This window comes from Bradyrhizobium sp. URHD0069 (assembly GCF_000701345.1).
Classification (GTDB): domain Bacteria; phylum Pseudomonadota; class Alphaproteobacteria; order Rhizobiales; family Xanthobacteraceae; genus Bradyrhizobium.
The window spans coordinates 24,116-39,639 of the sequence record NZ_JNIJ01000027.1; the positions used below are offsets into that span (position 1 = coordinate 24,116).

Annotated in this window: 15 protein-coding genes; 8 read left to right on the forward strand and 7 right to left on the reverse strand. The window is 61.6% G+C overall.

The window, feature by feature from the left end:
* Positions 1-2: 2 nt before the first annotated feature.
* From N554_RS0117510 to hslU, 3 genes are all read left to right on the forward strand, one after another.
* Positions 3-512: a GNAT family N-acetyltransferase gene (locus N554_RS0117510; RefSeq protein WP_051677543.1), complete on the forward strand. Its 510-nt coding sequence runs from the start codon at positions 3-5 to the stop codon at positions 510-512.
* The gene (locus tag N554_RS0117515; protein ID WP_029584649.1) at positions 502-993 is read left to right on the forward strand and encodes a GNAT family N-acetyltransferase; all 492 of its coding nucleotides are present in this window, start codon (positions 502-504) and stop codon (positions 991-993) included. The genes N554_RS0117510 and N554_RS0117515 overlap by 11 nt, the downstream gene beginning before the upstream one ends.
* A gap of 108 nt (positions 994-1,101) precedes the next feature.
* Complete coding sequence (hslU, locus tag N554_RS0117520) at positions 1,102-2,403, forward strand: ATP-dependent protease ATPase subunit HslU (protein WP_029584650.1); 1,302 nt, start codon at positions 1,102-1,104, stop codon at positions 2,401-2,403.
* Between the two features lie 18 nt (positions 2,404-2,421).
* Here the strand turns inward: hslU and N554_RS0117525 are convergent, their stop codons facing one another.
* Genes N554_RS0117525 through N554_RS0117535 form a run of 3 tightly spaced genes read right to left on the reverse strand, consistent with a single transcriptional unit; the run spans position 2,422 to position 5,325 of the window.
* Complete coding sequence (locus tag N554_RS0117525) at positions 2,422-3,021, reverse strand: Smr/MutS family protein (RefSeq protein ID WP_029584651.1); 600 nt, start codon at positions 3,019-3,021, stop codon at positions 2,422-2,424.
* A complete protein-coding gene (locus N554_RS0117530) occupies positions 3,018-4,697 on the reverse strand; it encodes a murein transglycosylase A (RefSeq protein WP_029584652.1) in 1,680 nt (559 codons plus the stop codon). The genes N554_RS0117525 and N554_RS0117530 overlap by 4 nt, the downstream gene beginning before the upstream one ends.
* Complete coding sequence (locus tag N554_RS0117535) at positions 4,621-5,325, reverse strand: Tim44/TimA family putative adaptor protein (RefSeq protein WP_029584653.1); 705 nt, start codon at positions 5,323-5,325, stop codon at positions 4,621-4,623. Before N554_RS0117535 ends, N554_RS0117530 begins: the two co-directional genes overlap by 77 nt.
* Positions 5,326-5,790: 465 nt before the next feature.
* Here N554_RS0117535 and secB point away from each other — a divergent pair, with 465 nt between their 5' ends.
* On the forward strand, positions 5,791-6,279 hold the full coding sequence (secB, locus tag N554_RS0117540; protein WP_029584654.1) for a protein-export chaperone SecB: 489 nt from the start codon (positions 5,791-5,793) through the stop codon (positions 6,277-6,279).
* Here the strand turns inward: secB and dnaQ are convergent.
* The 4 genes from dnaQ to N554_RS0117560 form a co-directional block, all read right to left on the reverse strand.
* Positions 6,276-6,986 (reverse strand): DNA polymerase III subunit epsilon, encoded by a 711-nt coding sequence (gene dnaQ / locus N554_RS0117545; RefSeq protein WP_029584655.1) that lies wholly within the window; start codon positions 6,984-6,986, stop codon positions 6,276-6,278. The genes secB and dnaQ overlap by 4 nt on opposite strands.
* A 49-nt stretch (positions 6,987-7,035) precedes the next feature.
* Positions 7,036-7,635, reverse strand: a complete 600-nt coding sequence (gene coaE / locus N554_RS0117550) for a dephospho-CoA kinase (RefSeq protein WP_029584656.1) — start codon at positions 7,633-7,635, stop codon at positions 7,036-7,038.
* 158 nt (positions 7,636-7,793) lie between these two features.
* Positions 7,794-8,402 carry a Maf family protein gene (locus N554_RS0117555; RefSeq protein WP_029584657.1) on the reverse strand — a complete coding sequence of 203 codons (609 nt, stop codon included), beginning with the start codon at positions 8,400-8,402 and terminating at the stop codon, positions 7,794-7,796.
* Entirely contained in the window at positions 8,399-9,238 is an 840-nt protein-coding gene (locus tag N554_RS0117560; RefSeq protein ID WP_029584658.1) for a pyruvate, water dikinase regulatory protein, read from the reverse strand. Before N554_RS0117560 ends, N554_RS0117555 begins: the two co-directional genes overlap by 4 nt.
* Before the next feature lie 472 nt (positions 9,239-9,710).
* On the opposite strand from N554_RS0117560, the gene hemJ reads away from it, so the two are divergent.
* The 4 genes from hemJ (at position 9,711) to mnmG (ending at position 15,332) form a co-directional block, all read left to right on the forward strand.
* Positions 9,711-10,133 (forward strand): protoporphyrinogen oxidase HemJ, encoded by a 423-nt coding sequence (gene hemJ / locus N554_RS0117570; protein WP_029584659.1) that lies wholly within the window; start codon positions 9,711-9,713, stop codon positions 10,131-10,133.
* A 261-nt stretch (positions 10,134-10,394) separates the two neighbouring features.
* The gene (rho, locus tag N554_RS0117575) at positions 10,395-11,660 is read left to right on the forward strand and encodes a transcription termination factor Rho (protein ID WP_029584660.1); all 1,266 of its coding nucleotides are present in this window, start codon (positions 10,395-10,397) and stop codon (positions 11,658-11,660) included.
* Between the two features lie 307 nt (positions 11,661-11,967).
* Complete coding sequence (gene mnmE, locus N554_RS0117580; RefSeq protein WP_029584661.1) at positions 11,968-13,347, forward strand: tRNA uridine-5-carboxymethylaminomethyl(34) synthesis GTPase MnmE; 1,380 nt, start codon at positions 11,968-11,970, stop codon at positions 13,345-13,347.
* Positions 13,348-13,448: 101 nt separating this feature from the next.
* Entirely contained in the window at positions 13,449-15,332 is a 1,884-nt protein-coding gene (gene mnmG / locus N554_RS0117585) for a tRNA uridine-5-carboxymethylaminomethyl(34) synthesis enzyme MnmG (protein ID WP_029584662.1), read from the forward strand.
* The last annotated feature ends 192 nt before the right edge of the window (positions 15,333-15,524 follow it).

Here is a 15,524-nt window from a genome sequence, read left to right on the forward strand (position 1 = left end):
CGATGGCGCCACCCGCCTACGCGTTTCGTCCCATGACTGCCACTGATTTGCCGCTGGTGCGGCGCTGGCTGATGGAGCCGCACGTCGCCGAGTGGTGGCATGATCCCGAGACATTCGAGTTTGTCAGCGGCGAACTCGACCATCCCGACATGGCCCAGTTCATCGTGACCTTGGATGACCGCCCGCTGGCTTACCTGCAATGCTACAAGATGAGCGAATGGCATCGCGGCTTTGGCCCGCAACCGGACGGCACGCGCGGGATCGACCAATTCATCGGTGAAGCCGACATGGTTGGGCGCGGGCACGGATCGGCATTCATTCGTGCCTTCATTGAGACTTTGCTGAGCAACGGCGTACCGCGCGTCGTGATCGATCCTCGCCCGATCAACGCGCGCGCGATACGGGCCTATGAAAAGGCGGGTTTTCGCCGCGACCGGGAGGTGGATACGCCTGACGGACGCGCCCTCCTCATGATCGCTACGCATGGTGTGAAAGCTGTTGATGCCGGTTGATCGCTATCAATTTCTTCCGATGTCGGAGGCCGATCTGCCGCTGGTGAAGCGTTGGCTGGTAGAACCGCATGTGGTGCAATGGTGGGGAGATGCTTGCCAGCAATTCGAACTCGTCAGCGGTGACCTCGATGTCGAGGCCATGGATCAATTCATCGTGGCGACGGATGATCGCCGCTTCGGATATTTGCAGTGCTACGATCCCGAGGTCTGGCCGGATAACGGATTGGGCGCCCATCCCCCGGGCACAAGGGGCATTGACCAGTTCATCGGAGAACTGGACATGGTAGATCGCGGGCATGGATCGGCATTCATTCGTATCTTCATTGATCGGCTGCTGGCCGCCGGCGCACCGCGGGTCATCACCGATCCAGACCCCGCCAATGCCCGCGCGATACGCGCTTATGAGAAGGCCGGCTTTCAACGCGAGCGCCTCGTCGATACGCCTGACGGACCCGCCCTTTTGATGGTCCGCAACCCATGACGCTTGAGTACACCGTACCCGCCGCGGCCCGCCTGTCGACGTGGCAGGCAGGTCCGCCGATCATTTAATCCAGCTTGTGCCGGCAACAATTCAACCTAACTTAGGCCCATGACCGACTTCTCTCCCCGTGAAATCGTTTCCGAACTTGACCGCTTCATCGTCGGGCAGTCCGACGCCAAGCGTGCGGTCTCTATCGCGCTGCGCAACCGCTGGCGGCGGCTGCAGCTCACCGGCTCGTTGCGCGAGGAAGTGCTGCCGAAAAACATCCTGATGATCGGACCGACCGGCGTCGGCAAGACCGAGATCGCGCGGCGGCTCGCCAAGCTTGCGGGCGCGCCGTTCATCAAGGTCGAAGCCACCAAATTCACCGAGGTCGGTTATGTCGGCCGCGACGTCGAGCAGATCATTCGCGACCTCGTCGAAGTCGCGATCGCGCAGACCCGGGAGCGCAAGCGCAAGGATGTACAGGCGCGCGCGCAACTCGCCGCCGAGGATCGCGTGCTCGACGCCCTCGTTGGCGCCAACTCCGGCGCCGCAACTCGCGATTCGTTTCGCAGAAAACTGCGCGCCGGCGAACTCAACGACAAGGAGATCGAGATCGAGACGCAGTCCTCGGGCGGAATGCCGATGTTTGAAATTCCGGGTATGCCGGGCGCTCAGATGGGCGCGATCTCGATCGGCGATATCTTCGGCAAACTGGGCGGACGGACCAAGACCCGCCGCCTGACCGTTGAGGATTCTCACGAGCTTCTCGTCAACGAGGAATCCGACAAGCTGCTGGACAACGACCAACTGGTGCAGGAATCGATCAATGCGGTCGAGAACAACGGCATCGTGTTTCTCGACGAGATCGACAAGATTTGCGTGCGCGAAGGGCGCAGCGGCGGCGACGTGTCGCGCGAAGGGGTGCAGCGCGATCTATTGCCGCTGATCGAAGGCACCACGGTCTCGACCAAGCACGGTACGGTGAAGACCGATCACATCCTGTTCATCGCCTCGGGCGCGTTCCATATCGCCAAGCCGTCCGACCTGCTGCCGGAGCTGCAGGGACGCTTGCCGATCCGTGTCGAACTGGCAGCGCTGACCCGCGACGACCTGCGCCGCATTCTGACCGAGCCTGAAGCGTCGCTGATCAAGCAATACGTCGCGCTGATGCAGACCGAAGGCGTGACACTGGATATTACCGACGGCGCCATCGACGCGCTCGCGGACGTGGCCGTCGCCGTCAACTCCTCGGTGGAGAACATCGGCGCGCGCCGATTGCAGACGGTGATGGAGCGCGTGCTGGACGAGATTTCATTCGCGGCTCCGGACCGCCATGGCGAGACGATCCAGATCGATGCCGCCTATGTGCAGAAGCACGTCGGCGATCTCGCCAAGAACGCGGATTTGAGCCGTTTCATTCTTTAGTTTGTCGCGGCTTGAATTTCAGATTTTCGATCGCCTGATCCGCACGTAGAGCGCGCCCTCGCCGCCATGGCCGATATGCGCCTCTTCGAAACCGACCACCAGCGAGCGGAATTCCGGCAGGCTCAGCCATTGCGGCACCTGGCGGCGCAGCACCCCGCGCTCAAACTCAGCGGCCGTTGCGCGGCCTTTGCCGGTAATGACAAGCACGAACCGCAGGCCGTCGCTGTGCGCGCGCTGCAAAAAGCCTGATAGCGCGCGATGGGCGCGCGTCTGCGTCATGCCGTGCAGGTCGAGCCGGGCCTCGATCTCCTTCCGCCCCCGTGAGAGCTGCGAGCGCTCGCGACGTCCAAGCGGCGCCAGCGGCGGCGCTTCCGGCTTTGCTGCTCGCAGAAATTTGTTTGGCGCAAGCGGCTTCGGTGATGGGGCGGGTTTCGCAGGAGCCGGCATTTCCGCTTCCGCTGCAACAGCCTCGGCCTTTGCAGCACGCGGCTTCTTGCGCAGCGGCCTGGTCTGTTTGGCGACGCTTTCCCACAGCGCGCGCTCGTCTTCACTCAACGCCCGCCTGCGCCGCGCAGATACGGACAATTCCGGAATCGAACTCGATGGCTGACGTTTCATGGTCCGCCGTATCGATAACGACGATAGTGGCGGTGGCGACGCATCTCGCGGCTCGGCGTGACGTTAGGCCGGGCCTCCGGCAGCGGTACTGCTTTCGCAGCAGCCGCTTGAGTCGTTGAGGTTTGCCCGACGGCTGCGGCAGGCGGCGTTGCCGCGGGCGCCGCGTTCTTCGCGCCTTCCGGAATCTTGACCGTATCTTTTGCGCCAGCAGCCGCCGAAGCCTCCGGCGGCTTGGTGCCGTTTTTCCGGTCTTTCTGTTGCTCCTTCAGAGGATCGACTTGCGGAAACAATTTTGCAATTTTCTCCGACGGCCTCGGATCCGGCAACGGCATCTTGTGGCCCCGCGCCACCGGATCGAGGCTCTTCGGCACCAGGATGACGAAACGCACAGTGTGCCGAAAGCGGCCGGACACCCGCCCCGCTTCCGCGCCGGCGCCAAGATAGATGTCGGCGCGCGCCGGGCCGACGATCGCCGAACCCGTATCCTGCGCCACCATCAACCGCCGAAATGGCGTCTTCGATCGCTCCGACTCAATCGGCAACTCGCCTTCGATAAAGAACGGCGTGCCATAGACATGCAGCGCCTTGTCGACCGCGATCGAGCGTCCCGGCGTCAGTGGAACGCCTTGCGCACCTACCGCTTCATCCTTGTCGGACAGCTGCACCTCGCGGAAGAACACATAGGAACGGTTTTGCCGGCGCAATTCGTTGGCGCCATCGGGATTTTCCTCCATCCATTCCCGGATCTTCTGCATCGACATCTGATCTTTCGGGATGATGCCGCGGTCGATCAGGATGCGCCCGACCGGGGTGTAGGGATAACCATTATGCGCATCGTAATTGATGCGTAAGGTCGAGCCGTCCTCGAGGCGGACCCGTGCCGAGCCCTGGATTTGGGTAAACAGCAAGTCGGTCTGATTTTTCAGCCAGCAGATCTCCAGGCCTCGTCCGGCGATCGCGCCGTCTTCGATCGCAGCCCGATCATAATAAGGCACGAGCTTGCGACGACCGATCTTGCGAAACACCTCACCCTTGTTGGGCAAGCTACCCGCGCTTTGTTTGAAGCCGCGGACGAACAGGTTCGAAGGACGGCGATAGACCGGCACGGTGTAGACGTCGGTCTGGGTGCGCGAGCCGTCGATAACAGGCTCATAGTATCCGGTGACAAAACCCTCGCCTTCCCCGAGCCGCGAGATTCTCAAAGGAAGAAAATGCGCTTCAAAAAAGCCCTTGGCCTTGGCGTCGTCGGAGATGTCGAGGGCTCTGGCCGCGCGGCAGGGATCGCGCAGCGAAATGCCCAGAGCTTTGGGATCCGCAGGAGCTTGTCGTTGCGCGGATATCGGCCTGCAGCTCGTGCGAAACGCCTTGTACGCCTGCAGATGGTCGTCCTCTCGCCAGCCGGCGATATCGGACCACGCGACCGGCATATATTGGCTGCCGCTGATCTCCAGCGGCCAGGCAAGTTGAGGATATGGAACAAGGCGAGAAGATGAAGGCTGCGGACGTGCGGCGCGTGCGCCATGTGCGGTGGCCGGAGCCAGCGACAACGCGGCCGCGATCACACAACACGCGGCGGCGTATCTTCGCAAGCCGCGCGCGTTACTGACCGTTTCCCGTGCCAACCAGCTTCCAGTTCGGATCGTGTGAACTCGTGTCGCGGGCAAATGTCCAAACATCGGTGATATCGGCGACCTTTTCCGGATTGCCGTCGACGATCGTGCCGGCCTTGTCTCGGGTGACCGAGATCATCTGCGACACGAAACGAACCGTCAGCTGCGCCGAGCGGTCGCGCGCTTCGGCACCCACCAGCTCGGCCTTGTCGATCGAAACGAATCGCGTTTCCGTCTTCTGCTCGTGCTTTTCGCGATCCTTGATCACCGCCTCGAAGCTCTCATAGACCTCCGACGACAAGAGATCCTTCAGCGCGCGACGGTCGCCATTGGCGAAGGCCAGCACGATCATCTCATAGGCGCCGCGGGCGCCGCTGATAAAATGTCGGGGATCGAACGAGGAATCCTGCGCGGCAATGGCGTCGAGCCCCTGGGCCAGCGCGGTGCCTGGTTCGGCCAGACCTCTCCAGCGATCGGTCGGCGGCGTCACCTCTCCGGTAGGTGCCAGCGGCGTCTGATCGATCACCGTACCTGGCATCGGCACCACTTTATTGTCCTGAGCCCCCTGCACCACGTTGCGCGCAGGGCGATCGTACGGCGGCCGCTCGTTTCCGGTGCGCTGCCCGAGGACGTTACGCAGACGCAGGAAGATGAAGACCGCCAGCGCCAGGAAGATGATGGTGTAAATATCCACGTCGTATTCGCTTTCTGGTCTGCGCCGGCAAACGGTCCCGGCGGTAGGGTGTTCCCTCGGGAACGGCAGAGATTACATCCTGGATGGGTCTGCAGCATGTAGGCACGAAACTTGGCCTAGCCAATGGCGCGTTTTGGCAGGAAAAGCCATGCCGGTGGAAATAGGCGGAGCCGCTTCGCTCACCCGCTTGCCACCGGCGAATTGTAGCGCGTTTTCGCCCCCAGGGGAAACCCCGGGCAGGTCCGGAAATCGCGCATGTTCAATAATTTAGCGTGTATCCTGCCCACCGCCCGGCCTCCATGCCCGGTATAATCCGCGCCCTGGCAGGCTACGCGCGATTGTCGTCCTTGTGGAAAGCGGCGGGGCTATGATAGCCACTCGCCCGACAAAGGCATTTCGCAGACCGGGCGAGTTCGGACGCAAGACCGGCCTCCTCTCGCTCAATCACGTTCCAGGAGAGACTCCATGAGCAACGGCAACGGCGCGCCTCCCGAGGCGGCCCCTCCTCCACAGTTGAACGTGCTGGCGCAGTATACCAAGGACCTGTCGTTCGAGAATCCGAACGCGCCCTCCTCGCTGGCGCCGCAACAGCAGCAGCCGGCGATCAACATCCAGATCAACGTCACCGCCAACAATATCGCCGAAAACGAATATGAAGTGACGCTTTCGGTCGAGGGCAAGGCGGAAAACGCCGGCAAGGTGATGTTCAGCTTCGATCTGGCCTATGCCGGCGTATTCCGCATTGTGAACGTTCCGCAGGAAAACCTGCATCCGCTGGTCATGATCGAATGTCCGCGGCTGTTGTTCCCGTTCGCGCGCGAAATCATCGCGACGTCGGTGCGCGATGGCGGTTTCCCCCCGCTGATGCTGGATCCGGTCGATTTTGTCGGCCTGTACCGCCAGAACCTGGAGCGGCAGGCTGCCGCACAGGCCACGCAGGCAAAACCGAGCTAAGCGCCGGCGCTTACGGCGCCCAAAAAATCGTTCCAGATCGGCTTGTCGCCCAGCGTGCCGATAAAAGCCTGGTGTGCGATGCGGTCGGCCTCTGTGACCCGGGGCGCCAGCGGTACCGGGCGTTGCCGCCGCGGCATTTCGCCGTAGGCGCCGACGCGTATATCGCGGCCCTCGGTCGCCAGAATCAGTTGCGATTGGCGGGCGCCGATCAGGTCGATGTAGACCTCAGCCAAAAGCTCGGCGTCGAGCAATGCGCCGTGCTTGGTGCGGCGAGAATTGTCGATCGCATAGCGCGAACAGAGATCATCGAGACGATTCGACACACCCGGATGCTTGCGCCGCGCCAACAGCAGCGTGTCGACCAGCCGCTCGCGCGCAATCGGCGGCCGCTTGATGCGGTCAAGCTCGGCGTTGATGAAGGCAATATCGAACGACGCATTGTGGATCACCAGCGGCGCGTCGCCGATGAACTCCAGAAATTCCTCGACTACATGGGCGAATAGCGGTTTGGCGGCGAGGAACTCGCTGGAAAGACCATGCACGGCGAATGCTTCGGCCGGCATGTCGCGCTCTGGATTGATGTGCCGATGGAAGGTCTGACCGGTCGGCATGCGGTTGAAAATCTCGACGCAGCCGATTTCAACCATCCGGTCGCCCCGAAGCGGATCAAGGCCGGTGGTTTCGGTATCGAGAACGATTTCGCGCATGAATCACAAGGCCGCAGGAATCAGGAACGAGAAAATCAAGAACGACGAATCAGGAGCGTCGCTGCGGCATTTTAGCAGCCTGATCCAGAATGTCGCGGATTTGCGCGCGCACCGGGTCGAGGCCGTATGAGGTATCCACCACGAAATCCGCACGTTTGCGCTTTTCGGCGTCCGGCAGCTGCCGCGCCAGGATGCCGTCGAGCTTCTCGTTCGTCATATTGTCGCGCGCCAGAATTCGCTGGCGTTGAATTTCAGGCGTTGTCGTCACCACCACCACGGCATCGACGCGGCTCTCGCCGCCGGTCTCGTACAACAGCGGCACATCGACCACCGCGACCGGCGCGCCGGATTGCTCGGCGTCATGCAGGAATCTTTGACGGGAGGCGCCCAGCATCGGATGAACGATCTGCTCGAGCCGCTTGATGGCGACCGGATCATGCACCACTTGCGCCGAAAGTTTGTTGCGATCGACTTTCCCGCCAGCCGTCGTACCTGGAAACGCCGCTTCGATCGCTGGCACCGCCTCGCCTTCATATAACATGTGAACGATCGCATCAGCGTCGTAAACCGGGACGCCGGCCTCCGCAAACAGCTTGGCGGTGGTTGATTTCCCCATCCCGATCGAGCCGGTCAGTCCAAGGACTATCATTCACTGCCTCGTCGGAATTGCCGGTTCAGTCGTCATCATCCGCGAGAGCGGATGATCCAGTATGCCGGAACGCTTGTGATCAACCGCAGCCTCGCGGCGTACTGGATGCCCGCCTTCGCGGGCACGAGGGATATACTGTATCTGCACGACCTCAGCTTTCACACCGCAAGCAGATGCTCGCTACGCAAAAACGCGAGCAATGGTAATAGCGGCAGACCGAGGATGGTGAAATGATCGCCTTCGATCCGCTCGAATAAATGCACACCCGGTCCTTCAAGCTGATAGGCGCCGACGCTTGACGTAACCGCCTCTCCGGCCTCATTCAGATAGGCGTCAATTTCGGCCTCACCGAGAGCCCGCATGGTCATCCGCGCGATGGTGGCTGTTTCGAATAATATTTTGCCATCGCACGCGACGGCAACCGCGGAGTGCAGTTCATGGCTGCGGCCGGCCAGCGCGCGCAATTGCTCCGCCGCTTGTGCACGGCCGACAGGCTTGCTGAAGAGCCGACCGCCCAGCGCCAGTGTCTGATCCGCGCCGATGACAAATCTGCCGTGCTGGCGCGCGGATATTGAAAGCGCCTTCTCGCGCGCCAGAAGTGCCGCTATGTCGCCGGCCGCCGAGAGACCTGAGTCTTGCTGCACGGCGCGCTCATCGATGTCGGCCGGAACCGCTTCGAAGCTGATGCCGGCATTGGCGAGCAACGCCTGCCGCGCGCGGCTTTGCGAGGCGAGGATCAGCGGATATTTTCCGCGCCATAGCGTCATTCCGCAAGCCGCTGCCGCTGCCTGTCGGCAAACAGCTTCAGTATGGCGGCGGCGGTTTCCTCGATCGAGCGCCGGGTTACGTCGAGCTGCATCCAATTGAATTTTGCGCTCAATCGTCGCGCGAATGCGACTTCATCGGCGACCGCCTGGCGATCGATATAATCGTCGTTGCCAGAGCCGGCGCCCATGCTCAACAGCCGGTTCTGCCGAACCTGGATAAGGCGCTCCGGCGACGCATGAAGACTGACCACAAGCGGCTTTTTCACTGTCTCCAGCTGATGCGGGATCGGGATGCCAGGCACCAGCGGAACATTCGCGGTGCGGATGCCGCGGTTCGCAAGATATATCGAGGTCGGCGTTTTCGACGTGCGCGATACGCCGACCAGAACCACGTCGGCCTCTTCCAAACCTTCGACATGCTGGCCGTCATCGTGCATCATCGTATAATTCAGCGCATCGATGCGTTTGAAATATTCTGCATTGAGCGTGTGCTGCGCACCAACACGTCCGGTGGTCGGCGCACCGAGGTACGCCTGAAACAGCTGCATGACCGGGCCGATGATTGAGAGGCTCGGTATGTTGATCTGCTGGCACTTGGCTTCGAGCCGCCCGACCAGATCCTTCTCCAGCAAAGTAAAAAGCACAATGCCCGGTGCTTCTTCAATTTCGTCCAGCACGCGGTCGAGCTGCTTCTGGCTGCGGACCAGCGGATAGACATGCTCTACCGGCGTCACGTTGGCGTATTGCGCGGCCACCGCGCGCGCCACCGTGATCAGGGTTTCACCGGTCGAATCAGAGACCAGGTGAAGGTGAAAATAATTGCCGGTCGTGGGCACGTGACCCCTGTGTATCCTGTGAATCCTTGTGGAGCTTACCTGAGAGAATCAGCCGCGGGTCGACAGATCAGGGATAACCCGGCTTTTTCTTCACAGGGCTCTCCCGAAGGACAAGTCCGTCCACCTGATCCAATGATAGTGAGGTTATGTGGACTTGTCTCTTCATAGACTGCTCATGAAGCGGCGCAAGTACCTGACGCAGGTGGCGTTATTCGGATATTTGAATGCGCTGTCGGAATTGTTGATGGATGTGAACAAGGCGTGCGAATTGCGGGACAATTCTGCGTGGGCGCAATCCACCGCTACTTAGACTCAAACCTAAGATTCTAAAATTATTAGTTTAGAAAAGACCTGCTTGCGGATATGTCTCCATTCCTCTGCAGAGCAACGGCATCGGCAATGCCGAGATCAGCTCAACCGTTCCCATGTTGCGGATCAAGATAGCGGTTCGCAAACGAGTAAGGCCCCCACGATGTACGAATGGATCAAGGCGCTGCATGTGATCGCCGTCATCTCGTGGATGGCGGGCATGCTCTATCTGCCGCGGCTGTTCGTCTATCATTGCGAGGCGGAGGTTGGGTCGAAGCAATCCGAGACCTTCAAGGTGATGGAGCGGCGGTTGCTGAAGGCGATCATCAACCCGGCGATGATCGTTACCTGGCTAGCCGGGCTTTACCTCGCCTGGGCCGGACACTGGTTCGCGGCGCCCTGGCTGCATGGCAAGCTGCTGCTGGTGCTGGTGCTGTCGGGCGCCCACGGTTTTTTTTCCCGCTGGGTGAAGGATTTCGCCGCCGACCGGAATGCCAGAAGTCAAAAATTTTATCGTATTATCAACGAGATACCGACTATTTTGATGATCGGGATCGTGATCCTGGTGGTGGTGAAGCCGTTTTGATGGGGCGCGGCTGTTACACCTTCAGGTTCTGGGCCTGCTTGCGGAACTCCGACCGATTTTCTATATTGATCAAATCCCACCCCACGCAGGCGGATGTGGTTGCGTTCCGGCTTCCTCGTTGAGCCGGCCGCCCCATCAGGTTTGAAGCCTCTCCGGCACTTTCCTTGCTCAGACCTGCGGACCGTCCTTTCTTTTTGCGCGTCCGCATTTTCGAAATAGCCACCTCGCAATCTTCCCTAGTTACTCCACAGGACCATCCCAATGCGGGAAATGAAACTACAAGACCTCAAAGCCCAGACGCCAGCCGAGCTCGTCTCGTTCGCGGAAGAGAAAGGGGTCGAGAACGCCAGCACCATGCGCAAGCAGGAGCTGATGTTCGCCATTCTCAAACAACTCGCGATCCAGGAAACCGACATCATCGGCGAAGGCGTCGTTGAGGTTCTCTCCGACGGATTTGGATTCTTGCGCTCCCCGGATGCCAATTATCTGCCGGGGCCGGATGATATCTACGTCTCACCTTCGCAGATCCGCCGCTTCGGGCTTCGCACCGGCGATACCATTGAAGGCCACATTCGCAGCCCGAAGGAGGGCGAACGCTATTTCGCGCTGCTCAAGGTCAACACGCTCAATTTCGAAGACCCGGAAAAGTCCAAGCACAAAGTCAATTTCGACAATCTGACGCCGCTGTTTCCGGATCAGCGCTTTCGGCTTGAACTCGAAGACCCCACCAGAAAGGACCTTTCTGCAAGGGTTATCGACATCGTCGCTCCGATCGGCAAGGGCCAGCGCGCGTTGATCGTGGCCCCGCCACGCACCGGTAAAACCGTGCTGATGCAGAATATCGCGCATTCGATCACGGCCAATCACCCCGAATGCTATCTGATCGTACTTCTGATCGATGAGCGTCCGGAAGAAGTCACGGACATGCAGCGCTCGGTGAAGGGCGAAGTCGTTTCATCGACCTTCGACGAGCCGGCGGTGCGTCACGTCCAGGTGGCGGAGATGGTGATCGAGAAGGCCAAGCGGCTGGTCGAACATGGCCGCGACGTCGTGATCCTCCTGGACTCGATTACGCGCCTGGGGCGCGCCTACAACACCGTGGTGCCGTCATCCGGCAAGGTGCTGACCGGCGGCGTCGACGCCAACGCGCTGCAGCGGCCGAAGCGATTCTTCGGCGCCGCGCGCAACATCGAGGAGGGCGGCTCGCTGACCATCATTGCGACCGCGCTGGTCGATACCGGCAGCCGCATGGACGAAGTGATTTTCGAAGAGTTCAAAGGCACCGGCAATTCCGAACTGATTCTCGATCGCAAGGTGTCGGACAAGCGGACCTTCCCGGCGATCGATATCTCGCGCTCCGGCACCCGTAAGGAAGAGCTGATCACCGATCCGCAGTTGCTGAAAAAAATGTACGTGCTGCGCCGGATCCTCAATCCGATGGGCACGATGGACGCGATCGACTTCCTGCTCGACAAGTTGCGCAATACCAAGAACAACGCGGAATTCTTCGAATCGATGAATACCTGAGTTTTCCCCGGCGGTTTTGGAGGGGCGTCCTCGCAGGGACGCCCCTTTTTTGTGGCAGCCCGGGTTTCATGCTGCGGCGTTTGCTGCAGCAAGACTGCAGCATGCGGAATCCGTCGCGGGGCGCGACCCTTCCGATAAGCATTTGAAATTACACATATTTAGTACGAAGTCCCAGGGTCGGCCGGGCAGAAGGGCCGATTGCTGCAGCATAGGCCGCACCATAACCGCGTTGCCTCGGATCGACGTAACACAGTCGTACGATTGGGAATTACGTTGCGTTTTCAAAGGGCTCGGGGGCAAATAGGCGATGCACCCGCGGGAACAGACCATCTTCGCGCTATCGTCGGGCCGGCCGCCGAGTGCGATTGCCATGGTGCGGATATCCGGGCCGAAGGCCCAGACGGCGCTGACCTCTCTTGCGGGCAATATTCCCGTGCCGCGGATGGCCACACGGGTCTTGTTGCGCGATGCCAGCGGGCAGCCGATCGACGATGCCGTGGTCCTCTGGTTCCCGGGACCGGCAAGCGCCACCGGAGAGGATGTGGCGGAGTTTCACGTCCATGGCGGGCGGGCGGTCTTGGCGGCGCTGTTCGCGGCGCTCTCGGCTTTCGCGGATGTTCGCGCCGCGGAGCCGGGCGAATTCACCCGCCGCGCGTTCGAGAATGGCAAGCTTGATCTCACCGAAGCCGAAGGTCTCGACGACCTGATCCACGCCGATACCGATCGGCAGCGCCGCCAGGCGCTGCGCCACCTGAAAGGGCTCCTCGGCGACAGGGCGCGCGACTGGCGCGCGCAGATCATCGCAGCCTCAGCCTTGATCGAAGCGGGAATCGATTTCTCCGATGAAGGCGACGTGCCTGCGGAACTGATTGCGCCGGCGCTTGCCAGGATCAGGACGCTGCTCGGCGAAGTACAGGAAGTGCTTGCGGCACAGGGGCGAAGTGAACGGCTGCGCGAGGGGCTGGTGATCGCGATCGCAGGTCCCCCGAACGTCGGCAAGTCGACGCTGATGAATCAGTTGGCGCGGCGCGAGGTCGCGATCGTCTCGCCGCATGCCGGCACCACGCGCGACATCATCGAAGTGCAGCTCGATCTCGATGGCTATCCGGTGACGGTGATCGACACTGCCGGGATTCGCGAGACCGACGATCCCGTGGAGCAGGAGGGTGTGCGTCGGGCGCGAGCGCGCGCGGCCGACGCTGACCTGGTGCTGTGGCTGGTTGATGGGCAAGGCGAAGAAAACCGACACGAGGGCGCAGCGCCGGTGTGGATGGTGCGCAATAAGATCGATCTCGACGCGGTCACAGCAGACACGGAAAACGCGAGAGCCGATGCGGCGAACTCAGGGCCGCTGGCCGACGTGCAGCCGGGGCAGGGCGGGTCACATTTCGCAATTTCGGCCAGCCGGGGCGACGGCATCCCGGAGCTGATCGCCGCATTGGTCGCCTTCGCGCGGGATTATTTTGGCGCGGCGGAAGCCTCTCTGATCGGCCGGGAGCGGCAACGGAAATTATTGCAGGAGACGGCGGATGCCTTGCAGCGCAGCGTAATCGTCATGGGGAAGGGTGAGGAGCTTGCCGCGGAGGAATTACGAACCGCAGTTCATTGTTTGGGCCGGCTGCTCGGGCAGGTCGATATTGAGGATGTCCTCGATGCGATCTTCAAAGAATTTTGTGTAGGGAAATAATATTTTTTCATTCATCGTATGGAGCGGTTGTTTCACGTGAAACAACCGCCGTATCGAACTTCCTGCTTCCCGGTTTTGCGGTCTCGCGATAGAAGTCCGGCATGATTGCCCGACCAGGATCATTCGACGTCATCATCATCGGCGGTGGCCATGCCGGCTGCGAAGCCGCGGCCGCTTCCGCACGTATGGGCGCGAAGACGGCGCTGGTCACTCATCGCTTTGCGACCATTGGGGCGATGTCCTGCAATCCAGCCATCGGAGGCCTGGGCAAGGGCCATTTGGTCCGCGAGGTCGACGCGCTGGACGGGCTGATGGGCCGGGTCGCCGACGCCGCCGGCATCCAGTTTCGGATGCTGAACCGGCGCAAGGGTCCGGCGGTGCGGGGTCCGCGCGCCCAGGCCGACCGCAAGCTCTATGCTGGCGCGATGCAGGCCGCGATCCGCGAGACCGCCAGTCTCGGCGTGATCGAAGGCGAGGTTGACGAGCTTGTCGTCGCAAACGGCCGCGTCGCCGGCGTCCGCCTGGCCGACGGCCGCGAGCTGTCCGCAGGCGCGGTTGTCATCACCACCGGGACTTTTCTGCGCGGGTTGATCCATCTCGGCGAGAAGAACTGGCCGGCCGGCCGTGTTGGCGAGGCGCCGGCGCTGGGCCTCTCGAGGTCCTTCGAAAGCGCCGGGTTTACCCTGGGTCGGCTGAAGACCGGTACTCCGCCGCGGCTCGATGGCACCACGATCGACTGGTCGGCGGTGGAAATGCAGCCCGGCGACGATCCGCCCGAGCCGTTTTCGGTGATGACGGACAGGATCACGACGCCCCAGATCCAGTGCGGCATCACCCGCACCACCCCGGCTACTCACGACGTGATCCGGGCCAATGTGCATCGCTCGCCGATGTATTCTGGGCAGATCAAGAGTACCGGCCCACGCTATTGCCCCTCGATCGAGGACAAGATCGTTCGCTTTGGCGATCGCGACGGCCATCAGATCTTTCTGGAGCCGGAGGGGCTCGACGACACCACCGTCTATCCGAACGGCATTTCGACCTCGCTGCCGGAAGAGGTGCAGTTGGCGATCCTGGCCTCGATTCCAGGCCTCGAGCGTGTTCGTATGGTCCGGCTGGGCTATGCGATCGAATACGACCACGTCGATCCGCGCGAACTCGATCCGGCTCTGCAGACCAAGCGCATCCGAGGGCTGTTCCTCGCTGGACAGATCAACGGCACCACCGGCTATGAAGAGGCGGCAGCGCAGGGGCTTGTTGCAGGTCTCAACGCGGCATTGGCCGCGAGCGGGTCTGAGCCCATCGTGTTCGACCGCGCCGACGGCTATCTCGGCGTAATGATCGATGATCTCGTGACGCGCGGGATCACCGAGCCGTATCGGATGTTCACCTCGCGGGCCGAGTACCGCCTGACCTTGCGGGCCGACAACGCCGATCAGCGCCTGACGGATAAGGGGATCGCGTTCGGCTGCGTAGGGCGGGCGAGGGCGGCTCGCCACGGCGCCAAGATGGACGCGCTCAACGCGGCCAAGGGCCTGACAAAATCGCTGACGCTGACGCCGAACGAAGCCGCTCGACATGGCCTCGCGCTCAACCGAGACGGTCATCGCCGTTCGGCCTTTGAATTGCTGGCCTATCCGGAGATCGGTTGGGCGGAGGTATGCGCAGTCTGGCCGGAATTGTCGTCCATTGACCCAGCGACTGCGGTTCATCTCGAAATCGACGCCAAATACGACGTCTATCTCGAACGCCAGATCGCCGATGTCGACGCCTTCCGCCGAGACGAGGGCTTGATCCTCGGCGATATCGATTACAGCGCCGTGCCCGGGCTTTCCAACGAGGCCCGCTCGAAGCTCGAAGCGCTGCGTCCGCGCACCGTGGGGCAGGCGGGTCGGCTCGACGGCCTGACACCGGCCGCCCTGGGGATATTGGCCGCCTATCTGCGGCGCGAAGCACGACGGAAAGCCTCAGTATCGACCGCGTAAGGGTTGTTTCACGTGAAACACGGCACAGGGCCCGGATGACGGGGGAAGCGTCCGCTAAAGGATTCAGGAACGTCATTGCGAGCGGCTCGCGGGGTTCGCGCCCGATGACAGGCGCCGCGAAACGATCCCGGCTCCCGCGTTAGCACCAGACGTCACCGGTGCAAACGCACATCGGATCCCGGGGTACCGGGT

Bases quoted from the DNA above. Each gene is read 5' to 3' on its own strand.
- N554_RS0117525 (WP_029584651.1), bottom strand. From the start codon at position 3,021: ATGAAACGTCAGCCATCGAGTTCGATTCCGGAATTGTCCGTATCTGCG.
- dnaQ (WP_029584655.1), bottom strand. From the start codon at position 6,986: ATGCGCGAAATCGTTCTCGATACCGAAACCACCGGCCTTGATCCGCTT.
- N554_RS0117530 (WP_029584652.1), bottom strand. From the start codon at position 4,697: ATGTTTGGACATTTGCCCGCGACACGAGTTCACACGATCCGAACTGGA.
- hslU (WP_029584650.1), top strand. From the start codon at position 1,102: ATGACCGACTTCTCTCCCCGTGAAATCGTTTCCGAACTTGACCGCTTC.
- N554_RS0117515 (WP_029584649.1), top strand. From the start codon at position 502: ATGCCGGTTGATCGCTATCAATTTCTTCCGATGTCGGAGGCCGATCTG.
- coaE (WP_029584656.1), bottom strand. From the start codon at position 7,635: ATGATAGTCCTTGGACTGACCGGCTCGATCGGGATGGGGAAATCAACC.
- rho (WP_029584660.1), top strand. From the start codon at position 10,395: ATGCGGGAAATGAAACTACAAGACCTCAAAGCCCAGACGCCAGCCGAG.
- N554_RS0117510 (WP_051677543.1), top strand. From the start codon at position 3: ATGGCGCCACCCGCCTACGCGTTTCGTCCCATGACTGCCACTGATTTG.
- hemJ (WP_029584659.1), top strand. From the start codon at position 9,711: ATGTACGAATGGATCAAGGCGCTGCATGTGATCGCCGTCATCTCGTGG.
- secB (WP_029584654.1), top strand. From the start codon at position 5,791: ATGAGCAACGGCAACGGCGCGCCTCCCGAGGCGGCCCCTCCTCCACAG.
- mnmE (WP_029584661.1), top strand. From the start codon at position 11,968: ATGCACCCGCGGGAACAGACCATCTTCGCGCTATCGTCGGGCCGGCCG.
- mnmG (WP_029584662.1), top strand. From the start codon at position 13,449: ATGATTGCCCGACCAGGATCATTCGACGTCATCATCATCGGCGGTGGC.
- N554_RS0117555 (WP_029584657.1), bottom strand. From the start codon at position 8,402: ATGACGCTATGGCGCGGAAAATATCCGCTGATCCTCGCCTCGCAAAGC.